We start from the raw sequence: 23277 nt of genomic DNA on the forward strand, positions 1-23277 counted from the left end.
TGTGGCGTGTGGCGCGTGGTGCGTGGTGCGTGGTGCGTGGCGTACGGGGTGGGGCTGCGGGGGCGTGCGGAATGGGGCTGGGGAGTGGGAAGGAGGTGCGGTGAGTGGGATTTCGGGCTCTGGGGAATGGCGGAGCGTGGAGCGGGACCCCGGGACTCCGGGACTCCGGAATCGCGGCGTCCCGGGAGATGGAGCGCTGGAGTGTGGATGGATTGCGGGGAAGGAGTGAGAACTCGAGAGGGTGAGCGTGCCCCATGACTGCGGCACTGTCAGACTGCGGGATTGCCGCGTTTGCGGCGGGTGGGGCGTGGGAAGGGAGTGATTGCGCGAAGCGGGAAGCGGGATGGCGGAGCTCGGGAGCGTGAGCGTGGCCACGACCGCGGGATTGCGGGGAGGATCGGGCAATTCGGGATCGGACGTGGGGCGGCGCCCGCACAGCGGAGTGTGAACTGCGGAGCGTAAGCGTGGATCGGGCTGAGGGGCTGAGGGGCTGAGCGACCGAGCGACTGAGGGGCTGCGGGGTTATGGGGTTATGGGGTTATGGGGGAGCGGGGTTCCGGGGGAGTGGGGAGTGCGGGTGTCGGGCTTCGCGGCGGCGTAGCGAGGGCTGCTGGTGCGGTAGTAGCCCAACGCGGCATGGAACGCACGCCGCCAGGCGCGCCAGATGAAGATCATTCCGCTCCGCGACATGACAGGATCCGCCAGGGCGTGCCGCAGTTGGGCCACGGGCGCCAGATTCACCGGTGTCATCAGGTAACTGGCGACACCGGTCATCGAAGGCGGACAGTTGCACACGCGAACTCCAGCAGCGTTCCACGTGAAACATCGATATTGTGTGGACATGGTTCGCTTGCTCATCACAGGGATGTCGGGGGTGGGCAAGTCGAGCGTTCTCCGGGAGCTGGGGGAGAGGGGCCACGAGGTTGTGGATACCGACTACGGGCCTTGGAAGACCGAATCAGGGCTGTGGGATGACGTCCTGATGGGTGCTCTGCTTGGCGAGAGCACTGAAGTCATCGTCTCCGGCACCGTACAGAACCAGGGTGACTTCTACGATCGCTTCGACCACGTGGTCCTCTTGTCGGCGCCCATTACCGTGCTGCTCGATCGAGTCCGGGGTCGGACGTCGAACCCCTATGGTTCGACCGCCGAGGAGCGGGAGGAGATCACGTCGAATCACGCACTGGTTGAGCCACTGCTCCGCGCGACAGCCACGACAGAGATCGACGCGACGCAGCCACTGTTGCACGTGGTCGACCAGGTGGAGGATCTCCTGCGGGTGCGTACCTGACCGTTCCACGTGAAACAGTGCACTGGCATTCGTTCACGCAGCTGCCGCCCCAGACGTGCTGCATCCGGGCTGACCCAGACGCGGTGACACCGCAGTGGATGGCCGTGGCGGGGCGCGTCATCGCTCGTGTGACGGCATACGTGGCCGGCCGGGCACCGGATCTCCAGCTGCGACAGGTGGCACGGCCAGACCGGGCACCTTGCCAGGGACCGTTATCAGCGCTCGTTCGACCGCGGGAGACTGCAAGCACCTGACGGCCCGAGATCCGGATCGACCGTTGAAGACCTCGGCGGACCCAACGGGCAGTTCATGCCTGCCCGAGAGGGAGGCATGAACCAGCCGCTGTTCGTCGCAAACACCCCAATACCTGACCACGCGGGCCATCACCGACGCGGCAACGTCCGCTGCAGCGATTAGAGTGGAGGACGGCCCCGAAAGGAGTGGATGTTTCACGTGAAACAGCCCGAAAAGGCATCACCGAAGGACTCTTTCGGGATGGATACGCCGCTCGCGCGGGAACTCGCCGACCTCTCCGCTCGACGCAGGGTGCTCGAGACTGTGGATCTCGACTTCACCGGGGACACCCGCATCCTCACTGTCTCGAACCAGAAGGGCGGCGTGGGCAAGACCACGAGCGCCGTCAATGTCGCCTCGGCCCTCGCCGGTCTGGGCGCGAAGGTCCTGGTGATCGATCTCGACCCGCAGGGCAATGCCTCGACCGCCCTGGGTGTGCCCCACAACGCAGACACTCCCAGTGTGTATGACGTGCTGATCGAAGAGGTTCCGCTCGCCGACATCGTGCAGCAGAGCCCGGAGGACGAGAACCTCTTCTGCGCTCCGAGCACGATCCATCTCGCCGGTGCCGAGATCGAACTGGTGGCTCAGGTTGCGCGCGAGCATCGCCTGCGACGAGCGCTCGACGACTATCTCGTCGACCACCCGATGGACTTCGTCATCATCGACTGCCCTCCTTCGCTCGGCCTGCTCACGATCAACGCCTTCACTGCGGCGAGTGAGGTCTTCATCCCCATCCAGTGCGAGTACTACGCACTCGAGGGGTTGAGCCAGCTGCTCGGCAGCATCCAGATGATCCAGAAGCACCTGAATCCCGGACTTCACCTCTCCACGATCCTGCTGACCATGTTCGACGGTCGCACGCGACTGGCACAGCAGGTCGCCGACGAGGTCCGCACACACTTCCCCGATCAGGTGCTCGACACCGTCATCCCGCGCTCGGTGCGGGTGTCGGAGGCACCGAGTTTCGGTCAGACCGTGATCGCCTACGATGGGCAATCCGCCGGCGCTGTCGCGTATCGCGAGGCCGCTGTCGAGATCGCGTCGCGGACGGCGACGCAGAGCAAGGAGAAATGATGGCGAAGCGCACTGGACTGGGTCGGGGCATCGGCGCCCTCATTCCCACGGCTGATCAGTCCGAGCGTCCCGTGGATGTGTTCTTCCCCGGCGCGAATCTGCGTCCGGCGACGGACCAGACCAGCGACCAGCCCGCCGCGGAGGTCGACCTCGAAGTGGTGCCCGGCATCCACCTGATCCAGATCGACCCGCAGAAGATCGTGCCGAACCCGCGCCAGCCGCGTACGCACTTCAATGCGGAGGACCTCGCAGAACTCGTGCACAGTGTTCGCGAGTTCGGTGTGCTGCAGCCGGTTGTCGTGCGCAAGAATGCTGACGGCGAGTACGAGCTGATCATGGGGGAGCGGCGCACCCGTGCGGCGCGCGAGGCAGGTCTCGAGAAGATCCCCGCCATCGTCCGTGAGACCGCCGACGAAGACCTTCTGCGCGACGCACTGCTCGAGAACCTGCACCGTTCCGAGCTGAATCCTCTCGAGGAGGCATCGGCGTACCAGCAGCTGCTCGAAGACTTCGGCATCACTCAGGAGGAGCTGGCGACGCGGATCGGTCGTTCGCGCCCCCAGATCAGCAACACGATCCGCCTGCTGAAGCTGCCCGTGCCCGTGCAGCAGCGTGTGGCCGCCGGCGTGCTCACCGCTGGACACGCTCGTGCGATCCTGAGTCTGGAGACACCGGAGGCGATGCAGCGTCTCGCCGACAAGGTCGTGAATGAAGACCTGTCGGTGCGTGCGACCGAGGTCGCCGCGAAGACCGAGCCGGCAGGGCCCGGTCGCACGGCGAAGCCCACTCCCGGCGCCCGGCGCGCGTATCTCGATGAGGTCGCCGGCACACTCGGGGACCGCCTCAACACCAGGGTGAAGGTCTCCTTGGGTGCACGCAAAGGCCAGGTCATCATCGATTTCGCTTCGATTCAGGACCTGAACCGGATTCTCAGCGAACTCGGCGAATCGGGGTATGGCCCGGCGTGATGCCGCGCCACAGCCCCTGAGCGGTCGTAGACTCTCGGCATCGCGATGACGAGAGGGATGCCATGTCCAAAGCGCTGAATCCAGAAGGCGTCAGGCGACGCGTCATCGCGGTGAGTATCGCCGCAGCTCTCGGAGGGTTCCTCTTCGGTTTCGACACCGCAGTGATCAACGGGGCCGTCGATGCTCTGGCGGGTGACGTCTCGGGCTTCGATCTCGGAGTCGGGCTCAAGGGCTTCGCCGTCTCGTCGGCTCTGATCGGCTGCGCGGTGGGCGCCTGGTTCGCAGGCCCGATCGCGAACAAACGCGGGCGCATCCCCGTGATGGTCGTCGCCGCAGCGATGTTCTTCATATCGGCCATCGGATCGGGACTCGCCTTCAGCGTGGTCGACCTGATCATCTGGCGGGTGATCGGCGGCCTCGGCGTCGGTGCAGCATCCGTCATCGCCCCCGCTTACATCGCAGAGGTCTCACCGGCGGCGATTCGAGGGCGACTGGGCTCGCTGCAACAGCTCGCCATCGTCACGGGTATCTTCGCGGCGCTGCTGTCTGATGCCCTGCTCGCGAATATCGCCGGGGCTGCGGACCAGCCGCTGTGGGGACTCACGGCATGGCGCTGGATGTTCATGGTCGCCGCGATCCCTGCCCTCGTCTACGGGGTGATGTCCCTGAGGCTCCCGGAGTCGCCGCGATATCTGGTGCGGAAGGGTGAACTGAAGCGCGCTGCCGAGGTGCTCGAGACCGTCACAGGTGCCGTCGATGTCGACGCGAAGATCAAGGAGATCACGAGCACGATCGACACGGAGCGGAAGGAGTCGCTGCGAGACCTCCGCGGCAGCCGCCTCGGGCTCAAGCCGATCGTCTGGGTCGGCATCCTGCTGTCGGTGTTCCAGCAGTTCGTCGGCATCAACGTCATCTTCTACTACTCGACCACGCTCTGGCAGTCGGTCGGATTCGATGAGTCCAGCGCCCTGCTGACGTCGGTCATCACGTCCGTGACGAACATCGTCGTGACGATCGTCGCGATCCTGCTCGTCGACAAGATCGGTCGACGCATCATGCTCCTGGTCGGTTCGGTCGGCATGACGGTGACTCTCGGACTGATGGCACTCGCCTTCTCGTTCGGCACCCTCGACGCCGAAGGTGCGGCGACGCTTCCCGATCCATGGGCGACGGTCGCGCTCATCTGCGCCAACGGCTTCGTGGTCTTCTTCGGCGCCACCTGGGGCCCGCTCGTGTGGGTCCTGCTGGGCGAGATCTTCCCGAACTCGATCCGTGCAGGTGCCCTCGCTGTCGCTGCGGCCGCGCAGTGGGCGGCCAACTTCTTCATCTCGACGACGTTCCCGATCTTCGCCGACATCGGCCTCACCTTCGCGTACGGCTTCTACGCGTTCTTCGCTCTGCTGTCGTTCTTCTTCGTGTACTTCAAGGTGCCGGAGACGAAGGGCAAAGAGCTGGAGGAGATGACCGACGAGCTGAAGGTGGAGCGCCGGGGCACCCGCAAGGCCACGTAGGCTGGAAGCATGACCGAGTCCGTTCCGCGCCGCGCCAGCCTCGAAGTGCTGAGAGCAGAAGCGTCGGACGAACTCGCCGTGCTGATCCAGGAGCGGCTCCTCAGCGGTGAAGACCCCTGGGAATTCATGGAGGAGCTGCCGAGCGTCGATGAGCTCGTGGTGTACCTGCTGCGCGCCGACAACATCACCGCGAACGACGGCGTGCGCCCGAACGCCGCGCGTCACTATCGTGTGCTCCGCCAGATCGCGTTGGAGTACCCGGAGCTGACTCCGGCGGTCTGGGGCCTTCTCGACGAGAAGCAGCGCCACCGCCGCTGGGATCCCTCGGTCGCCGACGCCTCCTGAGGACCGCAGAACCGTGCCTCGAATGCTTGTCGGCTACGACCCCACCTGGCCGGAGCAGTTCGAGAGCATCGCTCGGGAGATCCGCACGCTGGGGGATGCCGACTGGCTGATCGAGCACATCGGATCGACGGCGATCCCGGGAATGCGTGCGAAGCCCATCATCGATCTGGCCGTCAGGATCCGAGACCTCGAGCACTTCGAGCATCACAGCCCGGCTCTGCAGGCCGCTGGCTGGCGGCGGGGCAGCTCCGTACGCACGCACCCGGTGATGATTCTCGAACCCGACGGCATCCGCATCGCGATCGCGCACTTCTTCTTCGCGGGGGAGTGGGATGCCGTGCACCAGCGGCTGCTGAGGGACTGGCTGCGATCACATCCGGACGACGCCGATCGCTACGCCCATGCCAAATGCGACGCCGTGGCCGCCGCCGCGCGCGGAACGTCGACCTACAATGCCGCGAAGACGCCCGTGATCCAGGAGATCGTCGACCGCGCCCGGGCGGCCCGGGGATTGCCGTCGGTGCCGGTCTACGACAAGTAGGGCCACACGCGCCCCGGACAGCGGACGCCGCCCCGATCTGCACATGCTCTGACAGGAATCGACCGCAGGACGGGGCAGGGTGTGCAGAATGGGCATCCAGGACCCGGACTTGAAGACACGATCGGCACGGCGGGTACGAGAAAGGGCCGCCACTCCCGAAGGAGTGACGGCCCTTATCGACGCGTGATCAGCCGATGAACGCGGCGAGGTCCTGCTCGAGGGCGGGCTTCGGCTTGGCGCCGATGATGGTCGTCTTGACCTCACCGCCCTGGAACACCTTCATCGCGGGGATCGAGGTGATCTGGTACTTCATCGCCAGCTGCGGGTTCTCGTCCACGTTCAGCTTGAGGATGGTGATCTTGTCGGGATTGTCGGCCTGGATCTGGTCCAGAACTGGGGCGACCATGCGACACGGTCCGCACCACTCGGCCCAGAAGTCCACGAGGACGGGACCTTCGGCCTGCAGAACGTCCTGCTCCCAGGTCGCCTGGCTCGTAGCCTTTGCACTCATCAGAGTTCTCCTTGTTCGAGGTTCGCCTGCTACAACAGCAGACGAGGTGAAACTGTTCCCGACCGCTCAGGCGGTGATGATCTCGGCGGCTTCCGCAGCCGGGAACTCGACTGAGGCGTCCTCGAGATCCGCGAGGAAGTGCTCGGCGTCGAGGGCGGCGACCGTTCCCGAGCCGGCAGCCGTGATGGCCTGACGGTAGGTGGGGTCGATCACGTCGCCGGCGGCGAAGACACCGGGCACCGACGTGACCGACGAGCGGCCGTCGACCCAGATCGTGCCCTCTGCCGTCAGCTCGAGCTTGTCGTGCACGAGGTGGGTGCGCGGGTCGTTGCCGATCGCGATGAACAGGCCGTCGAGCGGAAGGTCGCTCAGCGTGCCGTCGACCGTGTTGCGCAGCTGGACGCCCGAGACGGAGTCGCCACCGAGGATCTCTGCGACCTCGCTGTTCCACACGAACTCGATCTTCTCGTTCGCGAAGGCGCGCTCCTGCATGATCTTCGAGGCGCGCAGGGAGTCCTTGCGGTGGATGACGTAGACCTTCTCGGCGAAGCGAGTGAGGAACGTGGCCTCTTCCATCGCCGAGTCGCCGCCGCCGACGACAGCGATCGTCTTCTCGCGGAAGAAGAAGCCATCGCACGTGGCGCACCAGGAGACGCCGTAGCCCGAGAGGCGCTCTTCGCCCTCGATGCCGAGCTTTCGGTAGGCCGAGCCCGTCGCGTAGATCAGAGACTGGGTCTCGTGCACGGTTCCGCTGCCGAGCGTGACCTTCTTGACGGGGCCGGCGAGGTCGAGCTCGGTGACGTCGTCGTAGACGACCTCGGTGCCGAACTTCTCAGCCTGCTCCTGGAACTTCGCCATGAGCTCGGGTCCCTGGATCCCCTCGGGGAAGCCCGGGTAGTTCTCGACTTCGGTGGTGTTCATCAGCTCTCCGCCGACCTCGACGGTGCTCGCGATGAGCAGCGGCTTGAGGTTCGCGCGCGCCGCGTAGATGGCGGCGGTGAATCCGGCGGGGCCGGAACCGATGATGATGACCTGACGCATGTGCTCTCCGTCGTAGATGCTGAGACGCCGAAAGACGTTCGACTGCTTCAACCAATGGTAACCGCGCGACATTCCCGCGCGCGGGGGCTCAGCGGCCCGGCAGGAAACGCCGCAGCATGGAGCCTGCGACCTTGAGTTCGGGCGCGCGCAGCAGGGCCAGGACGCCGACGTAGACGGCGACGACCGCGAGGCCGATGATGCACGTGCCGAGGGCGCCCTGGATCTTGTCGGCGGTGGTCCAGCCGGTCGGGCCGCCGAGGAGGAGGAAGATGCCCCATCCCGCCACTCCAGCAGGAACGGCGGCGATCGCGAAGCGGAGGATGGCGCTCATCCAGGTGCGGATCTCGAGTCCGCCGATCTTGCGATGCAGAAGCCAGACGGCGACCACTGTCTGGATCGTGCTGGCGATCGACTGCCCCAGTGCGATCGCGGCGGCGAGCGAGGTGACCTCGAAGGCACCGGCGGCGAGCAGCGACTGTGCGACGAGCGCGCTGACGACGACGAGCGCGCACTGGAAGAGCGTGAACCAGAAGGGAGTGCGCGTGTCACCGTAGGCGTAGAAGGTGCGCTGGACGATGAACAGGATCGTCAACGGCACCAGACACACCAGGAAGCAGACCAGCACGAGAGCTGCCGCTTCGGCATCCGACGCCTCGTTCGTGAACACGCGCGACGCAGGAACAGCAGCGGCGGCGACGGCGGCGACCGCGACCGCAATGAAGAAGAGCAGCGTGCGGATGCTCTGAGCGATGTCCTTGCGGACCTCAGCGTGTCTGCCGGCGGCAGCATGCTCGCTGATCTGCGTGAAGTAGGGCGTTCCGATGGACAGCACGATGATCGAGTACGGCAGCATGAAGATGAGCCAGGCGTACTGGAACGTGGCGACCGATGCGCCCTTGCCGGCCGCCTCGGTGAGGATCTGGGTCTGAACGAGACCCGCGATCAGGCTGGCCAGCGCCATCAGGAATGTCCACCCGGCGAGCTTGCCGACTGTGCCCAGCCCGACACCGCGCCAGCGGAAGTCGGGTCGCAGCGCGAGACCTGTGCGACGCCAGAAGATCAGCAGGATCGCGGCCTGGATCACGATGCCGAGTGTCGCCGTTCCGCCGAGCGCGGCGATCATCTCGGGCGTCCACTCGGAGACACGGGTGAGCGGACCGCCGAACAGCGCGCCGACGATCAGGAAGCCGATGATCGACACGATGTTGTTGACGACCGGCGCCCAGGTGAAAGGACCGAAGATGCGCCGGGCGTTCAACGCTTCACCGAGAAGCGCGTAGAGGCCGTAGAACAGGATCTGCGGCATGCACCAATAGGCGAACGCGGTCGCTAGCGCGAGGAACTCGGAGGATGCGTCCTTGCCGGCGTAGAGACCCACCAGCCACGGGGACGCGACCGTGGCGAGCCCTGTGATCACGACCAGCACAACTGTGCCGAGCGTGAACAGCTTGGAGATGAAGGCGTTGCCGCCGTCGGCATCCGCTGCCGCCTTGACGATCTGGGGGATGATCACGGCGGTCAGCACACCCACCGAGATCAACGAGAAGACGTTGTTGGGCAGCTGATTCGCGATGGCGAACGCGTCTGCCGCTCCCGCGCTCACGGAGCCGATCACGCCCACGAGGACGATCGTGCGCAGGAGACCGGTGACGCGCGAGATGAGCGTGCCCGCCCCGATCAGTGCGCTGGCGCGCCCGAGACTACTCATTCATCTCCTCGACGGCATCCGATTCGGACGCCGTCTCCTGGTCGTTCTCAGCAAGGGCCTCACGCCGCCGCCGTCGGATGGTGCGGATGATGCCGAGACCGAGGAGCACCACGATGAGGGCGCCCAAGACCCCGAGACCGATGGCCTCCCATTCGGCCCGCACCGAGACGCGGACGCTCTCGGGCTGGCTGATGGGCACGCCCGTGGGGCTCGAGAGCGACAGTGTCAGGGTGACCTCGCCGCTGCCCACTCGGGCGGACACGGGCACCTTGACCCTCGTCGTGGTGCCGGGCTGGATGGTCCACGGCGTCACCGACTGGACGTCGAGGCGAGGGTCGCTCGGTTTGACACTGAGCTGGATGTTCACCGGCCACGGCAGGTCGTTGCGCACCGAGAAGGGCAGATCGGCGTTGGCGGAGAGCAGCTGGATCGTGCTCGCCGGCGGGATGTCGACGGCGTTCAGCGTCTCTGTCGTCGCGACATTCACGTCCGAGACCGCCTCGTCGAACCCCTTGTCGCTCAGGCCGACCGCGGTCGCCCGCATGATCTGGATGCGCTTGGGGCTCAGCAGCACCTGTGCGTCGTCGAGGATCGAGGAGAACTGGCCGAGCACGACCTCGCTGTCGAGCATGCGCTGCAGTGCGGTCGCGCGCGTCTGGTCCGGATCGGTCGAGAGCGTCGCCGGGGCTGCCGGGACTGCGAGGACCTCGGAGAGTCCGAAGCCGAGGGAGTCGACCGATGCGACGGCTTCTCTGAGCGCCTCGGCCGTGCGAGTCTCGTCGCGATCGAGCCCGATCAGGAGCGGCGTCGTCGGACTCGCCTGACCCGCCAGGGACAGATGTGCGCTCGCCTCGGCCAGCGCCTGCTGACGTGTAGCGGTGTCGTCTTCACCGGCGGCCTGAGACAGGGCATCGGATGCGGCGTCCGCGGTGACCAGCACGCTGCGCCCGTCCACACCGGCGTGAGCACCGACGGCGGCTCCCACCGATGAGGACGACAGGACCGTGACGGCGCCGTCGCCGACATAGGTGGAGAACACGTCGAGGTCGGCGGCGGTCACATCGCTGCGCGGCCACAGGATGCCGGGTGTCGCTCCCTCGATCGCGGTGAGTTCGGCATCATCGGGAAGCACGGGTCCATCAGACGGCTGAGGCGTCGGTTCCTCACTCGGCATCGGCTCCTGCGTCGGAGCAGGCGTCGGTGACGTGCCGTCCGTCGGCACTGACGCGGGTGTCGGGGCAGCGGTGGCGGTGGGCGTGGGGGTCTCTTCTGCGGGCTCTGTGAAGCTGCCCGGGTCGAGGAACGGCGCGAGCGTCGTGGGCTGCAGGAGCCCGACGAGCCCCGCCTGCGCCTGGGTGGTGGCGTCGGCATCACCGAACTGCAGAGCGAAGCGCTCGTTGGGCAGCGCTTCGAGAAGGCGCAGCCATTCGCGGGCGCTCTGCGGCGCCGAAGATCCGAGCACCCTGATGGCCGCCGGAATCGCCGGGTCGATCGCGAGGATCGCCGAGGTCCCGCGCACTCCCTCGACCACCGCGGTGAGCGCGCCGTCGGGGGCGGTGAGCGCAGTGAGCTCGTCTGCGGTCAGGATGGCACCGTCGTCGGGGGTCGCCGTGATCGGCACCATCACGGCGACGGGCGGGCTCGCGGCAGCAGTCACGACGAGCACCGAGGTCGACGTGACCGACCGCGCATCGTCCTGGCCGTCGGTCTGCGCCCCGCTGAGAGTCGCGCGCAACGGGTAGACGCCGGGAGCGAGATCGCCCAGCACCTCGGGTGGGAGGAAGAGGCTCGTGGTCGCAGACGCCTCGGCGTCGACCGGCGCAGTCGTGTCTGAGCCGAGCTGTTCGAAGCCGCCTGCGGTATCGGCATCGTCGAGCCAGTTCGTGACCGCGGTCTCGTCGGCGAGCGGAGTGCGGTTGATCTCCACTGTCACGCGACCGGACGAGAGCTCCGACCTGGAGTCGTTCTGCACCGTGATCGAGGCCGTCGTCGCTGTTCCGGGAGCGACCGTCCCTCGTACTCCTGCCGAGAGCACCAGCTCGACCGGAGTGCTCTCCGACTCGGCATCGGTCGCTGCGAACGCGCTGCCGACGCCCGTGCCGGCGAGGCCGAGAACGATCGCCGAGATGACGGATCCGCGTGCCAGGCGGTGCAGGCGCGTGCGGAGGCCGTTCTCGAAGATGGTCGCGGTCATGAAGGTCTTCCTCGAACGCCGGGGATCCCAGGCTGCTCGTGAGTGCTGACCTTGTGATTCTAGGCGGCTGGCTGAATGAGAACCCTGAAGACGCGTAGAGTGACGGCCGTGTCCGACACCCTCGCCCCCACGCCCGATCCGCTCCGCAGCACCGCGCTCGCCGCAGATCTCGACGCAGCGGATCTGCGTTCGGAGCCGCTCCGTCGCCTGTGGGGTGAAGAGGAGGACGACGCGCTGGCCAGAGGCATGCGGGAGCCGATCCTGCGCTCGATCGCCGGTGACGACGGCGTGCTCGCGACTCTCGGCAGGCTCCTCGTGCTCGGAATGCCGCAGCCGCTCGCCGCTGTGAAGGACGCCCTCCCGAGACTCGGCGCCGACGGTCTCGCCGCTCTCGGCCTCGCGAGGATCGAGGGGACCGAGGTGGTTCCCACTGCTCTTCTGCGGCCGCAGTCGTTCGTCGACTCCGACGGGATCGGCGAATGGTGGATCGCGAGCGACCTCGATGAGGTGGCGCTCGACGGTGCGCTTCCGGCGGATCACGTGCTCGGCGTCGGCGGAGCATCGCGCACCCTCGCCGAGATCATCATGCCGATCGAGGTCGACCGTGCACTCGATCTGGGCACCGGATGCGGCATCCAGGCGCTTCTGGTCGCACGCCACGCAGGGTCGGTCGTGGCCACCGACATCTCTGCGCGCGCACTCGCCTATGCCGAGCTGAACGCTCAGCTGAACGGCGTCTCGAACATCGAGTTCCGCCTGGGGAGCATGTTCGAGCCCGTAGCGGGAGAAGCCTTCGACCTGATCGTCTCGAACCCGCCGTTCGTGATCACCCCGCGCACAGAAGGGGTGCCCGAATACGAGTACCGCGACGGAGGCCTCGTCGGTGACGCCCTCGTCGAGCAGTTCCTGCGCGCGGTTCCGTCGTTCCTCACCCCGGGAGGCGTGGCGCAGCTGCTCGGAAACTGGGAGTCACGCGGGGGTCAGGCGTCATTGAGCGGCCGGGCCGGCCTCGACCGCGTCTCGTCGTGGGTTCCCGGCGACCTCGATCTGTGGGTGATCCAGCGGGAGGAGCTCTCGCCGCTCGGCTACGCCGAACTGTGGATCCGGGACGGAGGCACGACACCGCGAGACGCCGCGTTCACCCCCCTGCTCACGGCATGGCTCGACGACTTCACCGCTCGAGGCGTCACGGCTGTCGGATTCGGCTACATCCTGGTGCGCCGGCCCGACGCCGACGGCATCCCGCTGCGCCGTCTCGAGCGAGTGACGCAACCCGTCTCGAATGTGGCCGGCGCGCTGCGCTCGGGTCTCGCAGCCCACGACGTGCTCGCAGGAGGACTGCCCGCCATTCTGCTGGTCGCGCCCGATGTCACCGAGGCGCGGCACCTGCTCCCCGGCAACGACGACCCGAGCATCATCGAACTCCGACAGGGCGGTGGATTCGCGCGCACGATCGCCGTCGACCCCGCGCTCGCCGGATTCGTGGGGGCGTGCGACGGCGATCTCACCGTCATGCAGATCGTCGGGGCTCTTGCAGACCTGTTCGAGGTGCCGCTCGTCGAGCTGTGGGCCGACCTCGAACCTCGCATCCGACAGCTCGTGCTCGACGGACTGCTGGTTCCGGGGGAGTGATGCAGGAATACCGCACCGCATCTATGCGTTCGAATACACCATGAAGGCTTTCGGATTCCTCTCCTTCGGGCACTATGCAGACGTGCCCGGTTCGGCGACCCGCACCGCGGGGGACATGCTGAAGCAGACCATCGAGATCGCGGAGGGTGCAGACGAGATCGGCGTGAACGGCGCCTCCGTTCGTGTTCACCACTGGGCTCGCCAGGCCGCATCTCCGATGCCGCTCCTGTCGGCCATGGCGGCGCGCACTCAGCGCATCGAGGTCGGCACTGGCGTGATCGACATGAGGTACGAGAACCCGTTCCAGTTCGCCGAGGAGGCGGCCGCCCTCGACCTGATCGCCGACGGGCGCATCGCTCTCGGTGTGAGCCGTGGGTCACCCGAGACGGCTCTGCGCGGATACGAGACGTTCGGCTTCCACGACGAGGAGGACCCCGAGCGGGGCAGCGTGATCGCACGCGAGAAGTTCGATCTCTTCCTCCGCGCGATCGATGGCGAGGGTCTCGCCCCCGGCGACCCGCGCATGGTCGGCGCGGGCCGCTATCTCGCGATCGAACCCCAATCGCCGACTCTGCGCGACCACATCTGGTGGGGTTCGGGTTCACGGGCCACGGCTGAGGAGACCGGTCGCAAGGGCCTGAACATGATGAGCTCCACGCTCCTCACCGAGGCGACGGGCGTGCCGTTCCACCAGCTGCAGCGCGAGCAGATCGACCTCTTCCGCGCCGCCTACAAAGAGGCAGGGCACACAGGCACGCCGCGCGTCTCGGTGAGCCGCAGCGTGTTCCCGCTGGTCTCCGACATGGACAGGGCGTACTTCGGCCTGCGCAGCGAGGAGAACGCCGATCAGATCGGCATCATCGACGGCTTCCGCTCGACGTTCGGCAAGACGTATGCGGCCGAGCCCGATGTGCTGATCCAGCAGCTGCTGGCTGACGAGGCGGTCATGTCGGCGGACACCCTGCTGCTGACGATCCCGAACCAGCTGGGGCCCGCATACAACCTCCACGTGCTCGAGTCGTTCGCGACGCATGTCGCTCCGGCACTCGGCTGGAAGCCGAACACCGAGGGTCCTGTGCAGGGCGATCCGGTCTGACGACTGACCGGCACTGCGGATGAGAGGGGCGGATGCGAGTTGCATCCGCCCCTCTTTTTCTCTCGACTCCCTGAGCGATATATCGATACGCTGGCCGCATGCGCGCGCCGAAGAGCGGAATCCTGGCCGGAGTCATCATCCTCGTAGCAGTGCTGGTAGGTGCGCCGCCGGCCGCCGCAGCCACGACGACCGCCTGGGCGACCTGGCAGCCGCTCACCGGAACGGGAGGCGCCTACTCGACCACCGTGCAGGTGGCCGCGCAGCCCGCCCTGACCGCCACGATGACCACCGATTCCCGCGCCGGACAGGTCGGTGTCATCTCGGGCGCCTCGACCTGGCTGTCACAGGGCACCCCCGTCGGTGAGAAGTACGGCAGCAGCATCAACCAGCAGTATCTGAACCTGCGACCGAAGGCCGACAGCCCCACGAGTCCGTCGACCACCACCTACACGTTCGCGACGCCCACGCCGGCATCCGGTTGGACCTTCGTGCTGGGCGACATCGACGCCGACGCCGTGCGCATCGAGGCGATCGGCGTCGACGGTCAGACCCTCACCGCTGAAGAGATCGGATTCAACGGCGGCTTCAACTACTGCGCGCCGGGCATCGCGGGCAAGCCCTCATGCTCGGGTGTCGCCACAGACGTCCCGGCATGGGATCCCGCCACCCAGACCCTGACCGGCAACGCGGCAGCGTCCGACACCAGTGGCTCGGCGGCCTGGTTCGAGCCGTCGGCGCCGATCACCTCGCTGACGTTCTTCTTCACCCAGCGCTCGGGATTCCCGATCTACCAGACCTGGTTCGCCTCGATCGCGCGTGACATCACGGGAACGGTCACCGACCAGGCCGAGGGCGCGCTGCCTGGAGCCACGCTCACCCTCACTGATGCGAACGGGACGGTGGTCGGCACCACCACGACGGATGCCGACGGCGCATACTCCTTCCCCGGGTTCATCGCGACCGACGGGTACACGGTGACGGTCACGGTTCCCGACGGCAAGACCGCCGTCGGGCCGACCGCGCAGGCCGTCGACCTCACGCTCCAAGACGGCAGCGCTTCCTTCGAGGTGCGTGACGACGAGCAGGTCGGGGTGGACGTCTCGGGCCGGGTCGTCGACGAGGAGGAGCAGGCAGTCCCCGGTGCGATCGTCACGATCGACGGTGCTGATCCCGCGACGACCGACGCTGCGGGTGAGTTCCTGATCGAGGGGGTGCCGGCCGGCCCGCACACCGTCGAGATCACCCCGCCTCCTGGATTCAGCACGACCGAGCCCATCGAGATCGTGGTGCCGGAGAACAGCGAGGAGCCGATCGTCCTCGAAGACCTCGTCGTTCTCGAGAACCCCGATCTCAGCGGCACGGTGCGCGTAGACGGAGCGGGCGTGGCCGGCGTCACGATCACCGCCTCTGACGGCACGGACACCGTCACTGCGGTCACCGACGAGAACGGCGCCTACACATTCCCGCGCCTGCCGGCGGGGGAGTACGAGATCACGATGACGACCCCCGACGGCTATGTGGCATCCGGCCCGGCGACTCGCACCGAGAACCTCACCACGGTCGACCTCGCGAACGTCGACTTCGAACTGGCCGGCCTGGGCTCGATCTCGGGGGCGGTGCGCACGGACGACGGCACACCCGTGGCGGGAGTGATCATCACGGTGGAGTCGGATGACATCTCCCAGGAGGTGACCACCGACGCCGAGGGCACCTACGCGATCACCGACCTGCCGCCGGATTCGTATGACATGACGATCACCGCGCCGGAAGGACGCACGATCATCGGCCCGGCGACGGCCACCTTCGTCATCACGTCTGCCGGAGAGTCGCTCGTGGGCCCGAGCTTCACGGTCTCGGCCGCCGTCGTCACGCCGACGGACCCGCCCACACCGACCCCGGCAGAACCGGTGTCGCCTCCGGACACGGGGGCGGGTCAGCTGCCGGGCACAGGCCTCGGCTCCGAGACGTTCATCTGGGCCGCAGCAGGCGGTGCGGTGCTCGTGATCGGCGCCGTGCTCTTCCTGATCTCGCGTCGCCGCTCGAACCGCGACTGAGGTCCGTTGCGTGCGCGGCGGTGGATGGGCAGTCAGTATGCGCGGACGACCCGGAACCGCTCGCAGATGATCGGCATGTCCGCTTCGAAGCCTCGAGGGTTCTCGGAGTGGGCGCGCCAATACCGTTCGTGTGATTCACGCCAATAGGTGAGCGTGCGGTCGCCCTCTCCTTCCGAGTGAGCGTGCTCCTCGGTGACTTCATCGAAAGGCACGGTGCGGACGGCGGTCGTCTCGATCACCGCCCGCGGCCCACCGGATCCGTCGAGGATGATGCTCAGCTCGCCGACGTACGGCTCGGGATCGCCGGTCGCGTCGTAGTCCCACTGCGCGGAGGCCGTGCCGGTCTTCACCCCGGCGAGGACGAGAGCGAGCAGAGAGTCGGCATGGTCAGGCGTCGCACCGAAGGCCCAGGCGCCGGGCGTCGGCACCGGAAGCGCAGGATCCTCCGCGCGGACATGATTCCAGAAGGCGGTGAGCACGGCGCTGTCGGTCATGCGGCAAGCCTATTGGCGCTGCTACTTCGAGCCCTTCGCGGGGCCGAACAGCTCCTCGCCATGCTCGTGCAGCAGGCGGTAGGCGTCGGCGAACGTCTCGGGATCGGGTTCGCCGGGCTTGCCGTACTTGGCGATGAGCAGACCCAGCAGACCGCGGGCAGGCGGGGTGAGCGGCTTGAGCTGATCGGCCGCGCCCGGCTTCGGCGTGCGCTCCTCGGGGTTCGGGGGTGTGTAGGCGGGCGTCGTGACGGGCCAGTCGGCCGGGTGGCGCGGCCTGTCGAGGTTCACGACGTTGAAGAGTGTGTTCGCCGACTGGTCTCGGTCGTTGAGCGGCTTCAGCCCGTGCAGCCGGGAGAGCGTCGCGGTGACGGACCCGTGGTGCATCTCGTCGTGCACGATCGTGCCGCGCTTCGTGTAGGCCGAGATCGCGATCGCCGGCACACGGCATCCCAGACGGTCGAAGGTGAACCCCATCTCGCCGGCTTTCGTGTCCTTCGTCGGCTTGGTGGCGGCGGGCGGCGGCACGTGGTCGTAGCATCCGCCGTGCTCGTCGAAGGTGATGAGCAGCAGGGTGTTGACGGCGTTGGAGCCCTTCGGCGATGCGCTGGTGCGCACCGCCTCGTAGATGTCGTGGATGAGACGGTCTCCGGCCCTGACGTCGGAGATCGCGCTGTCGTAGACGGGCTCGCCATCGACCTCGCTCTCGCGAGGTGATCCGAACGGCGGGTGGAAGTCGTTGTGGTCGTAGACCATGCGCGGCTCGATGAACGCGTATGCCGGCAGGGTGCCGTTCTTCGCGTCGGCGTAGAAGTCCTCCATCGTGCCGAAGTGCTCGGTGCGCCAGTACTTCTCGAGCACTGCGGCGTGCAGCATCCCGGTGAACGACACGAGCTGCAGCTTGTCGATGTAGACCTTCCAGCTGACCTTCTCGTCTTCGAGGCGGTTGAACACGGTGGGAGCTGCGGGGGCGTCGAGCCACTTGCGGTATCCGCCGCCCGCCTGATTGGTGACGAAGCCGTGCGAGGTCGAGGCGTGGAAGAACGACCGGTTGCAGAAGGTCTGCGACGGCACTCCCGCGTACCAGTGGTCGAAGACCGCGAACTCGGAGGCGAGCGTCGACAGCACGGGCAGCATCTCAGGAGAGAAGGAGCCCATGATGTGCGCGGCCTCCTCGGGCTTCGGCTCGACGCCCTTGCGCAGACGCCGGAAGTTGATGATGTAGTCCTCGAGGAACCCCGACATCGTCGCCTTCTCGCCGTGCGTCGGCGCGTTGAAGGGAGCCGTCATCTGGTCGACGAACAGGTCGGCGTTGTCCTTCGGGTCGACCGTGCCGAAGATCTGCGTGTTGACGTGCGGATACTCCTCGCCGGGGTCGGGGTCGGGAAGGCTCATGATGCGGTCGGTGTCGCCGGTGTAGACGTGCGCGTCGACGACCGTGCCGTCGGACGCGGTGTTGGTGTGCGTCCCGAACGCGAGCCCTTCGAACTTCTCGCCTTTCGGAAGCGTGTCCTTCGAGTACAGATACCCGAGCAGATTGTCGAAGGAGCGGTTCTCGCCCATCACGACGACGAGGTGGTCGAACCCGGGTTCGCTGCGCGGCGTGAGCGCGGCGAACGGGTCGGGTTCGGAGGCGAAGCCGCTGCGCTGATTCGCGAGGTTCGCACCGATCGCCGCGCCGCCGGCGCCGCCGATCACGGCGCCGGCCAGTGCGGCGCCGCCCATCCTGAGGAATCCGCGCCGGGAGGGCTCGGGCGCTGCGGGGGACTCGTTCGCATCTGCGGCCACGTGCCCGATCCTAGGATGCGGACGCTGCGAGCACGAGAGCAGACGCCGTCGCGGAAGGCAGGCGCGCCGGTAGCGTGGGGGCATGAGCTATGCGGGAGAGTCTTCGATCGAGGCGCGTGTCCGGGCGGTCAACGCCGATTTCGGTCGCCGCCAGACGCGACTGTTCGTCACGTTCGCGTTGATCGAGGGACCGGTGCTTCTTCTCCTCGCTGTCGCGATCTACGGGTTCGAGGTCATCGACCCCGAGATCGGCATCTGGTTCATCGTCGCCGTCGCACTCGTCGGTGGCTTCCTGCTCAGCATGTTCCTCGTGCGGCTCATGCAGGCGCGGGTTCGCGCCGTGGCGCAGGCCAAGGGCGAGAACCCCCTGTTCTGACGCCCTGCCCCGACTCACCGGCGCCGACGGATGACACCCGTGCCCCGGTACGCTGGAACCCATGCTCAACATGGCTGACGGCCTCGCCCGTCTCGGCGCGCTCGCCGAGAATCCGGTCGTCCGCACCCTCGCGGAGGCGTTCGAGAAGGCGGGCTTCGATCTCGCTGTCGTCGGCGGGCCGGTGCGTGACGCGCTGATCGGCAGGCCGACCCACGACCTCGACTTCACGACGAACGCGATGCCCGACGACATCCTGCGCATCGTCAAGCCGATCTCGACCGCCCAGTGGGACATCGGGCGCGCGTTCGGCACCATCGGCGCGCGGGTGCAGGGCGAGCAGGTCGAGGTCACGACGTATCGAGCCGACAGCTACGACGGCGTGACCCGCAAGCCGACCGTCGAGTTCGGCGACACGATCGACGCCGACCTGCACCGACGGGACTTCACCGTCAACGCGATGGCGCTGCTGGTCCCGGCCGTGAAGCTCGTGGATCCGACCGGGGGAGTCGAAGACCTCATCGCCGGTGTCCTGCGCACTCCTGCCGACCCGCAGGTGTCGTTCGGCGACGACCCGCTGCGCATGCTCCGGGCCGCGCGCTTCAGCGCACAGCTGGGCTTCCGCATCGACGACGACACCTTCGACGCGATCACTCAGCTGCGAGCGACCCTCGAGATCGTGAGCCCTGAGCGCATCCAGTCCGAGCTCGTGCGACTCATGCAGACGGACGACCCGGTGCGCGGCATCCGCGTGCTGGTCGACACGGGACTGATCGAGGAGTTCCTGCCCGAGGTGAGTGCTCTGCGCCTCGAGGTCGACGAGCATCACCACCACAAGGACGTCTACGAGCACTCGCTCACGGTGCTCGCCCAGGCGATCTCGCTCGAGCATTCGCGGCACCCCGGCGCCGAGCCCGATGTCGCCCTGCGCATCGCTGCGTTGCTGCATGACATCGGCAAGCCCCGCACCCGCAAGCTCGAAGACGGCGGAGTGGTGACGTTCCATCATCACGACGTGGTCGGCGCGCGCATGGCCCGCAAGCGCCTGCAGTCCTTGCGCTTCGACTCGGACACGACGGAGTCGGTCTCGAAGCTGATCGAGCTGCACCTGCGATTCTTCGGGTACGCAGAGGGTGCGTGGACGGATGCCGCAGTGCGCCGCTACGTGCGCGATGCCGGCGACCTGCTGGAGCGCCTGCACATCCTCACCCGCGCCGATGTCACCACGCGCAACAAGCGCAAGGCCGGCCGCCTCGCCGGAGCCTACGACGACATCGAGTCGCGCATCGCCGCGCTGCGCGAGCAGGAGGAGCTCGACTCCATCCGCCCGGAGCTCGACGGCAATCAGATCCAGCAGATCCTCGGCATCGCGCCTGGTCGCGAGGTCGGCGAGGCCTACCGATTCCTGCTCGAGCTGCGTCTCGACGAAGGAGTCATCGGCACGGATGCCGCCGAGCAGCGCCTCCGCGAATGGTGGGCCGCCCGGGTCTGAGCTCGTCGAGCCGCACCGACCGCGACGCGGCGGCGCGCGCGGGCGCCCCCATGAGGGGGGTCCCCCCAGATGACGCCCCCTCACGGCGAGGAGACCTCATCGGTTCCTCTGACGCAGACGTCCGAAGACGTGTGCCTTCGTCGCGCCCCACGCGCGACCGAGGATCCAGCGTTCGAGCGGCAACTCCGCTGCCTTCGAACCGCAGCAACCTCCCGAGTATCCTCGCTGTTCGCGACGCAGCACCCGCAGCCGACGACGCTTTCGCCGTCAGCCCGACGCGTTCTGTCCCTTTCCCGTCGCTATCGCGACTCGTCGACCTCGAAGGTCGCGTGTGCGGCTCTCCATCTCGCCGGTGCCACCCCGTGCACGTCCTGGAATGCGCGTCGCATGCTGCGTGGGCTGCTGAATCCGCTGCGACGTGCGATCTCGCCCGCTGTCAGGCGTTCGACTCCGAGCATCAGCATCGCGGACACCCCGACGCGGTGGTCGCGGATCGCATCCTGGACTGAGCGCTCATCGCGCGCATACGCCCTCTGCAGCTGACGTGCCGATACGTGCAGCGCGTCGGCGAGGGTGTGGAGACCGAAATCGATCGAATGGCCTCGATCCGAGATCACGAGGTCGCCGCGTTCGCGCAGCGCATCGAGGGGGTGACCAGCGCGGATTTCCTGATCGGCGGCGTCCCCCGCTCGGCTCGGCGAGAGATCTGCACCGACGAACTCACTGTGCATCACCTCGTCGATCTGCGATTGACCCTCGAAGCTCTGCCGCGACGCCAGGGCGCTGCGCACTCTCGCCAAGGAGCGGAGCCTGAAGCGCAGCTCTCGCACCGAGAACGGTTTGGCGAGGTAGTGGGCGACGCCCAGCATCCGCATCTGCGCCACACTGGTCGCTCGGCGATCCGCGGTGACGGCGATGACATCGACGTCATCGCCGAGATGCGTCCGCAGATACCTCAGGACGTCGACTCCCGAGATGCCCGGGAGCTGAAGGTCGAGCAGGACGACATCAGGGGGGTCGCTCTGCATCAGCTCCACCGCGGCCTCGCCGGAGGAGGCGACTCCGCTCACGAGGAAACCGGGAGTCCTCTCGACGAACATCCGATGCAGCTGTGCCGCCATCGGCTCGTCGTCGACGATCAGCACGCGGAGCTCAGCCATCCGTGAACCTCGAGCACTCCGAATCCGGAACCGGGATGCTCGCCTCGAACCTCATGCCGCCGAGCTGCGATGTCCGGCACGCGCAGCTTCCACCGAGTCGGGTGACGGCTCCGCGCACGATCGCGAGACCGTAGCCGCGGGCGTCCCGACCTGTCTTCGTGCTCATTCCCAGAGAGAACACGCGATCGCGCAGGTGTTCCGGGACGCCTGGACCGCTGTCATCCACCGCGATGTCGAGTACGAGGCCGGATCCGTCGGCAGCCGCGCCGACGCGCATCGTCAGCTCCACGTCGTCACCCGACGAGCAGCTCTCGACCGCGTTCGAGAGGAAGTTGCCGACGATCAGCAGGATCGCCTGCGCGAAACCGTGGTCAGCGTCGGCGAGATCCGGCAGTGCGGCCGACGGAGAGACGACCAGACTGATGCCGCGCTCTCTGGCGCGGGCGCGGTGCGCGTAGACGAGTGCGCGAACACTCGGGTCCTCGACTCCGTGGTCCGGCATGCCGAACTCCCCCGACACGCCTCCGGCGCGTACGAAGGCGAGAGCGCGATCCGGTTCGTCCATGTCGAGCAGCCCCTCGATGATGTGAAGAGTGTTGGCGAACTCGTGGCCGCGCGAGCGCAGCGCGTCTATGAGGTTCTGCGCCCCATCCAGTTCTCGCAGCAGGGCGGCGTCGCGCGAGTAGTCCCGGAGCATCACGAGCCGACTCTCTCCGGCGACGGGGGAGACGTCCCTGTCGGCGGAGAGCATGAGCACGCGATCGCCGATCTGGATCAGCTGCGCATCGAGTGCACGCCCACCGTGGCCTCCGCACGCCGTGGACAGAAGCTGCTCGGCGTCCTCGCCGACGTCGTCGTCCGCCAGCGCGAGGAGCTCGCCGGCGGTGGAGTTGAACCACAGCAGCCTGCCGTCGCGATCGATGCCGATCGCCGCGTCCTGGATGCTCTCGAGCAGCGCCGCGCGTTCACGGACTATCTGGTCGACCTGCTCCGGTTCCATCCGATAGGCGGCCCGCGTGAAGCGCACTGAGAGCACCCTGAGCACGTAGAACGACGGCACGCCGGCGCCGATGATGAGCAGGGCGATCGGCAGCGCGATCCCGAGGACGCGCCCGTCCCTCCAACGGGAGTCGACCTCGACGTACAACCACCCACCCCCCTCGAGCGGAAGTGAGTAGCCGCCCGCCACGGGGGCTCCCGGCTCGTCGACGAGGCCGGTGAGGTGCAGGCCGTTCGCCCGCTCTCTTTCGGCTCCGGCGGTCGCGATGACCTCTTCGTCGGAGTCGATGACCGCATACAGCGAGAACGGCCGTCCGATCGGTCGAGGGTCGCCGCTCAGAATCCGGTCGGCCAGCTCATCGGCCACGCCACCCGTGAGCATTCCGACGGCGCCGCGGGCGTTCTCCGCTCCCGTGAAGAGCAGCGCGCCGACCAGCGCAGCCGCGAGCAGTGTGGCGAATGCGAGTGTCTGCGCCACGAGAATGGCGCTCCGCGAGGCTCTTCGGGGTGGCGTCTCTTCGATGGATGCCGCGACCGTGCCTGTGCGCATGACCCCTCCGCTCGCGACGACTCACCTGGTCGGGAGGCAGCGGACGGAGGGGAGGAGGTGTGCGCCGCGAGAGGTCGTCCCGGGGTGTCACCGCGCCCGGGGCGTCGCGCCGTTCGCGAGAGGCCACCACGGTCGTACCAGCAGGTGTCTTCGTGCATGAT

General features: G+C 67.4%; 19 protein-coding genes. 11 read left to right on the plus strand and 8 right to left on the minus strand.

Annotated features, from left to right (window positions below):
- Positions 1-841 precede the first annotated feature (841 nt).
- The 6 genes from ACIP5T_RS12080 to ACIP5T_RS12105 all read left to right on the plus strand — a co-directional run bounded on the left by ACIP5T_RS12080 (position 842) and on the right by ACIP5T_RS12105 (position 6027).
- On the plus strand, positions 842-1291 hold the full coding sequence (locus ACIP5T_RS12080; protein WP_400863383.1) for an AAA family ATPase: 450 nt from the start codon (positions 842-844) through the stop codon (positions 1289-1291).
- 495 nt (positions 1292-1786) lie between these two features.
- Entirely contained in the window at positions 1787-2662 is an 876-nt protein-coding gene (locus ACIP5T_RS12085) for a ParA family protein (protein ID WP_400863384.1), read from the plus strand.
- Positions 2662-3630, plus strand: a complete 969-nt coding sequence (locus ACIP5T_RS12090) for a ParB/RepB/Spo0J family partition protein (protein WP_400863386.1) — start codon at positions 2662-2664, stop codon at positions 3628-3630. The genes ACIP5T_RS12085 and ACIP5T_RS12090 overlap by 1 nt, the downstream gene beginning before the upstream one ends.
- A gap of 62 nt (positions 3631-3692) precedes the next feature.
- Complete coding sequence (locus ACIP5T_RS12095) at positions 3693-5141, plus strand: sugar porter family MFS transporter (protein WP_400863387.1); 1449 nt, start codon at positions 3693-3695, stop codon at positions 5139-5141.
- Positions 5142-5150: 9 nt separating this feature from the next.
- The gene (locus tag ACIP5T_RS12100; protein WP_042541545.1) at positions 5151-5486 is read left to right on the plus strand and encodes a hypothetical protein; all 336 of its coding nucleotides are present in this window, start codon (positions 5151-5153) and stop codon (positions 5484-5486) included.
- Positions 5487-5508: 22 nt separating this feature from the next.
- Positions 5509-6027, plus strand: coding sequence for a GrpB family protein (locus ACIP5T_RS12105; RefSeq protein WP_400864721.1), 519 nt, complete (start codon positions 5509-5511; stop codon positions 6025-6027).
- A 187-nt stretch (positions 6028-6214) separates the two neighbouring features.
- On the opposite strand, the gene trxA is transcribed toward ACIP5T_RS12105, so the two are convergent.
- The 4 genes from trxA to ACIP5T_RS12125 form a co-directional block, all read right to left on the minus strand.
- On the minus strand, positions 6215-6538 hold the full coding sequence (gene trxA / locus ACIP5T_RS12110) for a thioredoxin (protein WP_042541543.1): 324 nt from the start codon (positions 6536-6538) through the stop codon (positions 6215-6217).
- Positions 6539-6604: 66 nt separating this feature from the next.
- Positions 6605-7579, minus strand: a complete 975-nt coding sequence (gene trxB, locus ACIP5T_RS12115) for a thioredoxin-disulfide reductase (protein ID WP_400864724.1) — start codon at positions 7577-7579, stop codon at positions 6605-6607.
- 88 nt (positions 7580-7667) lie between these two features.
- A complete protein-coding gene (gene murJ / locus ACIP5T_RS12120; RefSeq protein ID WP_400863390.1) occupies positions 7668-9287 on the minus strand; it encodes a murein biosynthesis integral membrane protein MurJ in 1620 nt (539 codons plus the stop codon).
- Positions 9280-11481: a DUF6049 family protein gene (locus ACIP5T_RS12125; RefSeq protein ID WP_400863393.1), complete on the minus strand. Its 2202-nt coding sequence runs from the start codon at positions 11479-11481 to the stop codon at positions 9280-9282. Before ACIP5T_RS12125 ends, murJ begins: the two co-directional genes overlap by 8 nt.
- Positions 11482-11580: 99 nt before the next feature.
- Here ACIP5T_RS12125 and ACIP5T_RS12130 point away from each other — a divergent pair, with 99 nt between their 5' ends.
- The 3 genes from ACIP5T_RS12130 to ACIP5T_RS12140 all read left to right on the plus strand — a co-directional run bounded on the left by ACIP5T_RS12130 (position 11581) and on the right by ACIP5T_RS12140 (position 16263).
- The gene (locus tag ACIP5T_RS12130; protein ID WP_400863396.1) at positions 11581-13113 is read left to right on the plus strand and encodes a class I SAM-dependent methyltransferase; all 1533 of its coding nucleotides are present in this window, start codon (positions 11581-11583) and stop codon (positions 13111-13113) included.
- Between the two features lie 40 nt (positions 13114-13153).
- Entirely contained in the window at positions 13154-14209 is a 1056-nt protein-coding gene (locus ACIP5T_RS12135) for an LLM class flavin-dependent oxidoreductase (RefSeq protein ID WP_311258224.1), read from the plus strand.
- 98 nt (positions 14210-14307) lie between these two features.
- Positions 14308-16263, plus strand: coding sequence for a carboxypeptidase regulatory-like domain-containing protein (locus ACIP5T_RS12140; protein ID WP_400863400.1), 1956 nt, complete (start codon positions 14308-14310; stop codon positions 16261-16263).
- Positions 16264-16295: 32 nt separating this feature from the next.
- On the opposite strand, the gene ACIP5T_RS12145 is transcribed toward ACIP5T_RS12140, so the two are convergent.
- Positions 16296-16757, minus strand: coding sequence for an ASCH domain-containing protein (locus ACIP5T_RS12145; protein WP_400863403.1), 462 nt, complete (start codon positions 16755-16757; stop codon positions 16296-16298).
- 21 nt (positions 16758-16778) lie between these two features.
- Positions 16779-18542, minus strand: a complete 1764-nt coding sequence (locus tag ACIP5T_RS12150) for an alkaline phosphatase family protein (protein WP_400863407.1) — start codon at positions 18540-18542, stop codon at positions 16779-16781.
- A gap of 82 nt (positions 18543-18624) precedes the next feature.
- Here ACIP5T_RS12150 and ACIP5T_RS12155 point away from each other — a divergent pair, with 82 nt between their 5' ends.
- Positions 18625-18918 carry a hypothetical protein gene (locus ACIP5T_RS12155; RefSeq protein WP_400863410.1) on the plus strand — a complete coding sequence of 98 codons (294 nt, stop codon included), beginning with the start codon at positions 18625-18627 and terminating at the stop codon, positions 18916-18918.
- A 61-nt stretch (positions 18919-18979) separates the two neighbouring features.
- On the plus strand, positions 18980-20407 hold the full coding sequence (locus tag ACIP5T_RS12160) for a CCA tRNA nucleotidyltransferase (protein ID WP_400863412.1): 1428 nt from the start codon (positions 18980-18982) through the stop codon (positions 20405-20407).
- 299 nt (positions 20408-20706) lie between these two features.
- Here ACIP5T_RS12160 and ACIP5T_RS12165 read toward each other — a convergent pair whose 3' ends face one another.
- A complete protein-coding gene (locus tag ACIP5T_RS12165) occupies positions 20707-21567 on the minus strand; it encodes a response regulator (protein ID WP_400863415.1) in 861 nt (286 codons plus the stop codon).
- Positions 21560-23116, minus strand: a complete 1557-nt coding sequence (locus ACIP5T_RS12170) for a sensor histidine kinase (RefSeq protein WP_400863418.1) — start codon at positions 23114-23116, stop codon at positions 21560-21562. The genes ACIP5T_RS12165 and ACIP5T_RS12170 overlap by 8 nt, the downstream gene beginning before the upstream one ends.
- Positions 23117-23277 lie beyond the last annotated feature (161 nt).

It is taken from the genome of Microbacterium sp. NPDC088619, from assembly GCF_044752825.1.
Classification (GTDB): domain Bacteria; phylum Actinomycetota; class Actinomycetes; order Actinomycetales; family Microbacteriaceae; genus Microbacterium.

Bases quoted from the DNA above. Each gene is read 5' to 3' on its own strand.
- ACIP5T_RS12080 (WP_400863383.1), top strand. From the start codon at position 842: ATGGTTCGCTTGCTCATCACAGGGATGTCGGGGGTGGGCAAGTCGAGC.
- ACIP5T_RS12085 (WP_400863384.1), top strand. From the start codon at position 1,787: ATGGATACGCCGCTCGCGCGGGAACTCGCCGACCTCTCCGCTCGACGC.
- ACIP5T_RS12090 (WP_400863386.1), top strand. From the start codon at position 2,662: ATGGCGAAGCGCACTGGACTGGGTCGGGGCATCGGCGCCCTCATTCCC.
- ACIP5T_RS12095 (WP_400863387.1), top strand. From the start codon at position 3,693: ATGTCCAAAGCGCTGAATCCAGAAGGCGTCAGGCGACGCGTCATCGCG.
- ACIP5T_RS12100 (WP_042541545.1), top strand. From the start codon at position 5,151: ATGACCGAGTCCGTTCCGCGCCGCGCCAGCCTCGAAGTGCTGAGAGCA.
- ACIP5T_RS12105 (WP_400864721.1), top strand. From the start codon at position 5,509: ATGCTTGTCGGCTACGACCCCACCTGGCCGGAGCAGTTCGAGAGCATC.
- trxA (WP_042541543.1), bottom strand. From the start codon at position 6,538: ATGAGTGCAAAGGCTACGAGCCAGGCGACCTGGGAGCAGGACGTTCTG.
- trxB (WP_400864724.1), bottom strand. From the start codon at position 7,579: ATGCGTCAGGTCATCATCATCGGTTCCGGCCCCGCCGGATTCACCGCC.
- murJ (WP_400863390.1), bottom strand. From the start codon at position 9,287: ATGAGTAGTCTCGGGCGCGCCAGCGCACTGATCGGGGCGGGCACGCTC.
- ACIP5T_RS12125 (WP_400863393.1), bottom strand. From the start codon at position 11,481: ATGACCGCGACCATCTTCGAGAACGGCCTCCGCACGCGCCTGCACCGC.
- ACIP5T_RS12135 (WP_311258224.1), top strand. From the start codon at position 13,154: ATGAAGGCTTTCGGATTCCTCTCCTTCGGGCACTATGCAGACGTGCCC.
- ACIP5T_RS12140 (WP_400863400.1), top strand. From the start codon at position 14,308: ATGCGCGCGCCGAAGAGCGGAATCCTGGCCGGAGTCATCATCCTCGTA.
- ACIP5T_RS12145 (WP_400863403.1), bottom strand. From the start codon at position 16,757: ATGACCGACAGCGCCGTGCTCACCGCCTTCTGGAATCATGTCCGCGCG.
- ACIP5T_RS12155 (WP_400863410.1), top strand. From the start codon at position 18,625: ATGAGCTATGCGGGAGAGTCTTCGATCGAGGCGCGTGTCCGGGCGGTC.
- ACIP5T_RS12160 (WP_400863412.1), top strand. From the start codon at position 18,980: ATGCTCAACATGGCTGACGGCCTCGCCCGTCTCGGCGCGCTCGCCGAG.
- ACIP5T_RS12165 (WP_400863415.1), bottom strand. From the start codon at position 21,567: ATGGCTGAGCTCCGCGTGCTGATCGTCGACGACGAGCCGATGGCGGCA.
- ACIP5T_RS12170 (WP_400863418.1), bottom strand. From the start codon at position 23,116: ATGCGCACAGGCACGGTCGCGGCATCCATCGAAGAGACGCCACCCCGA.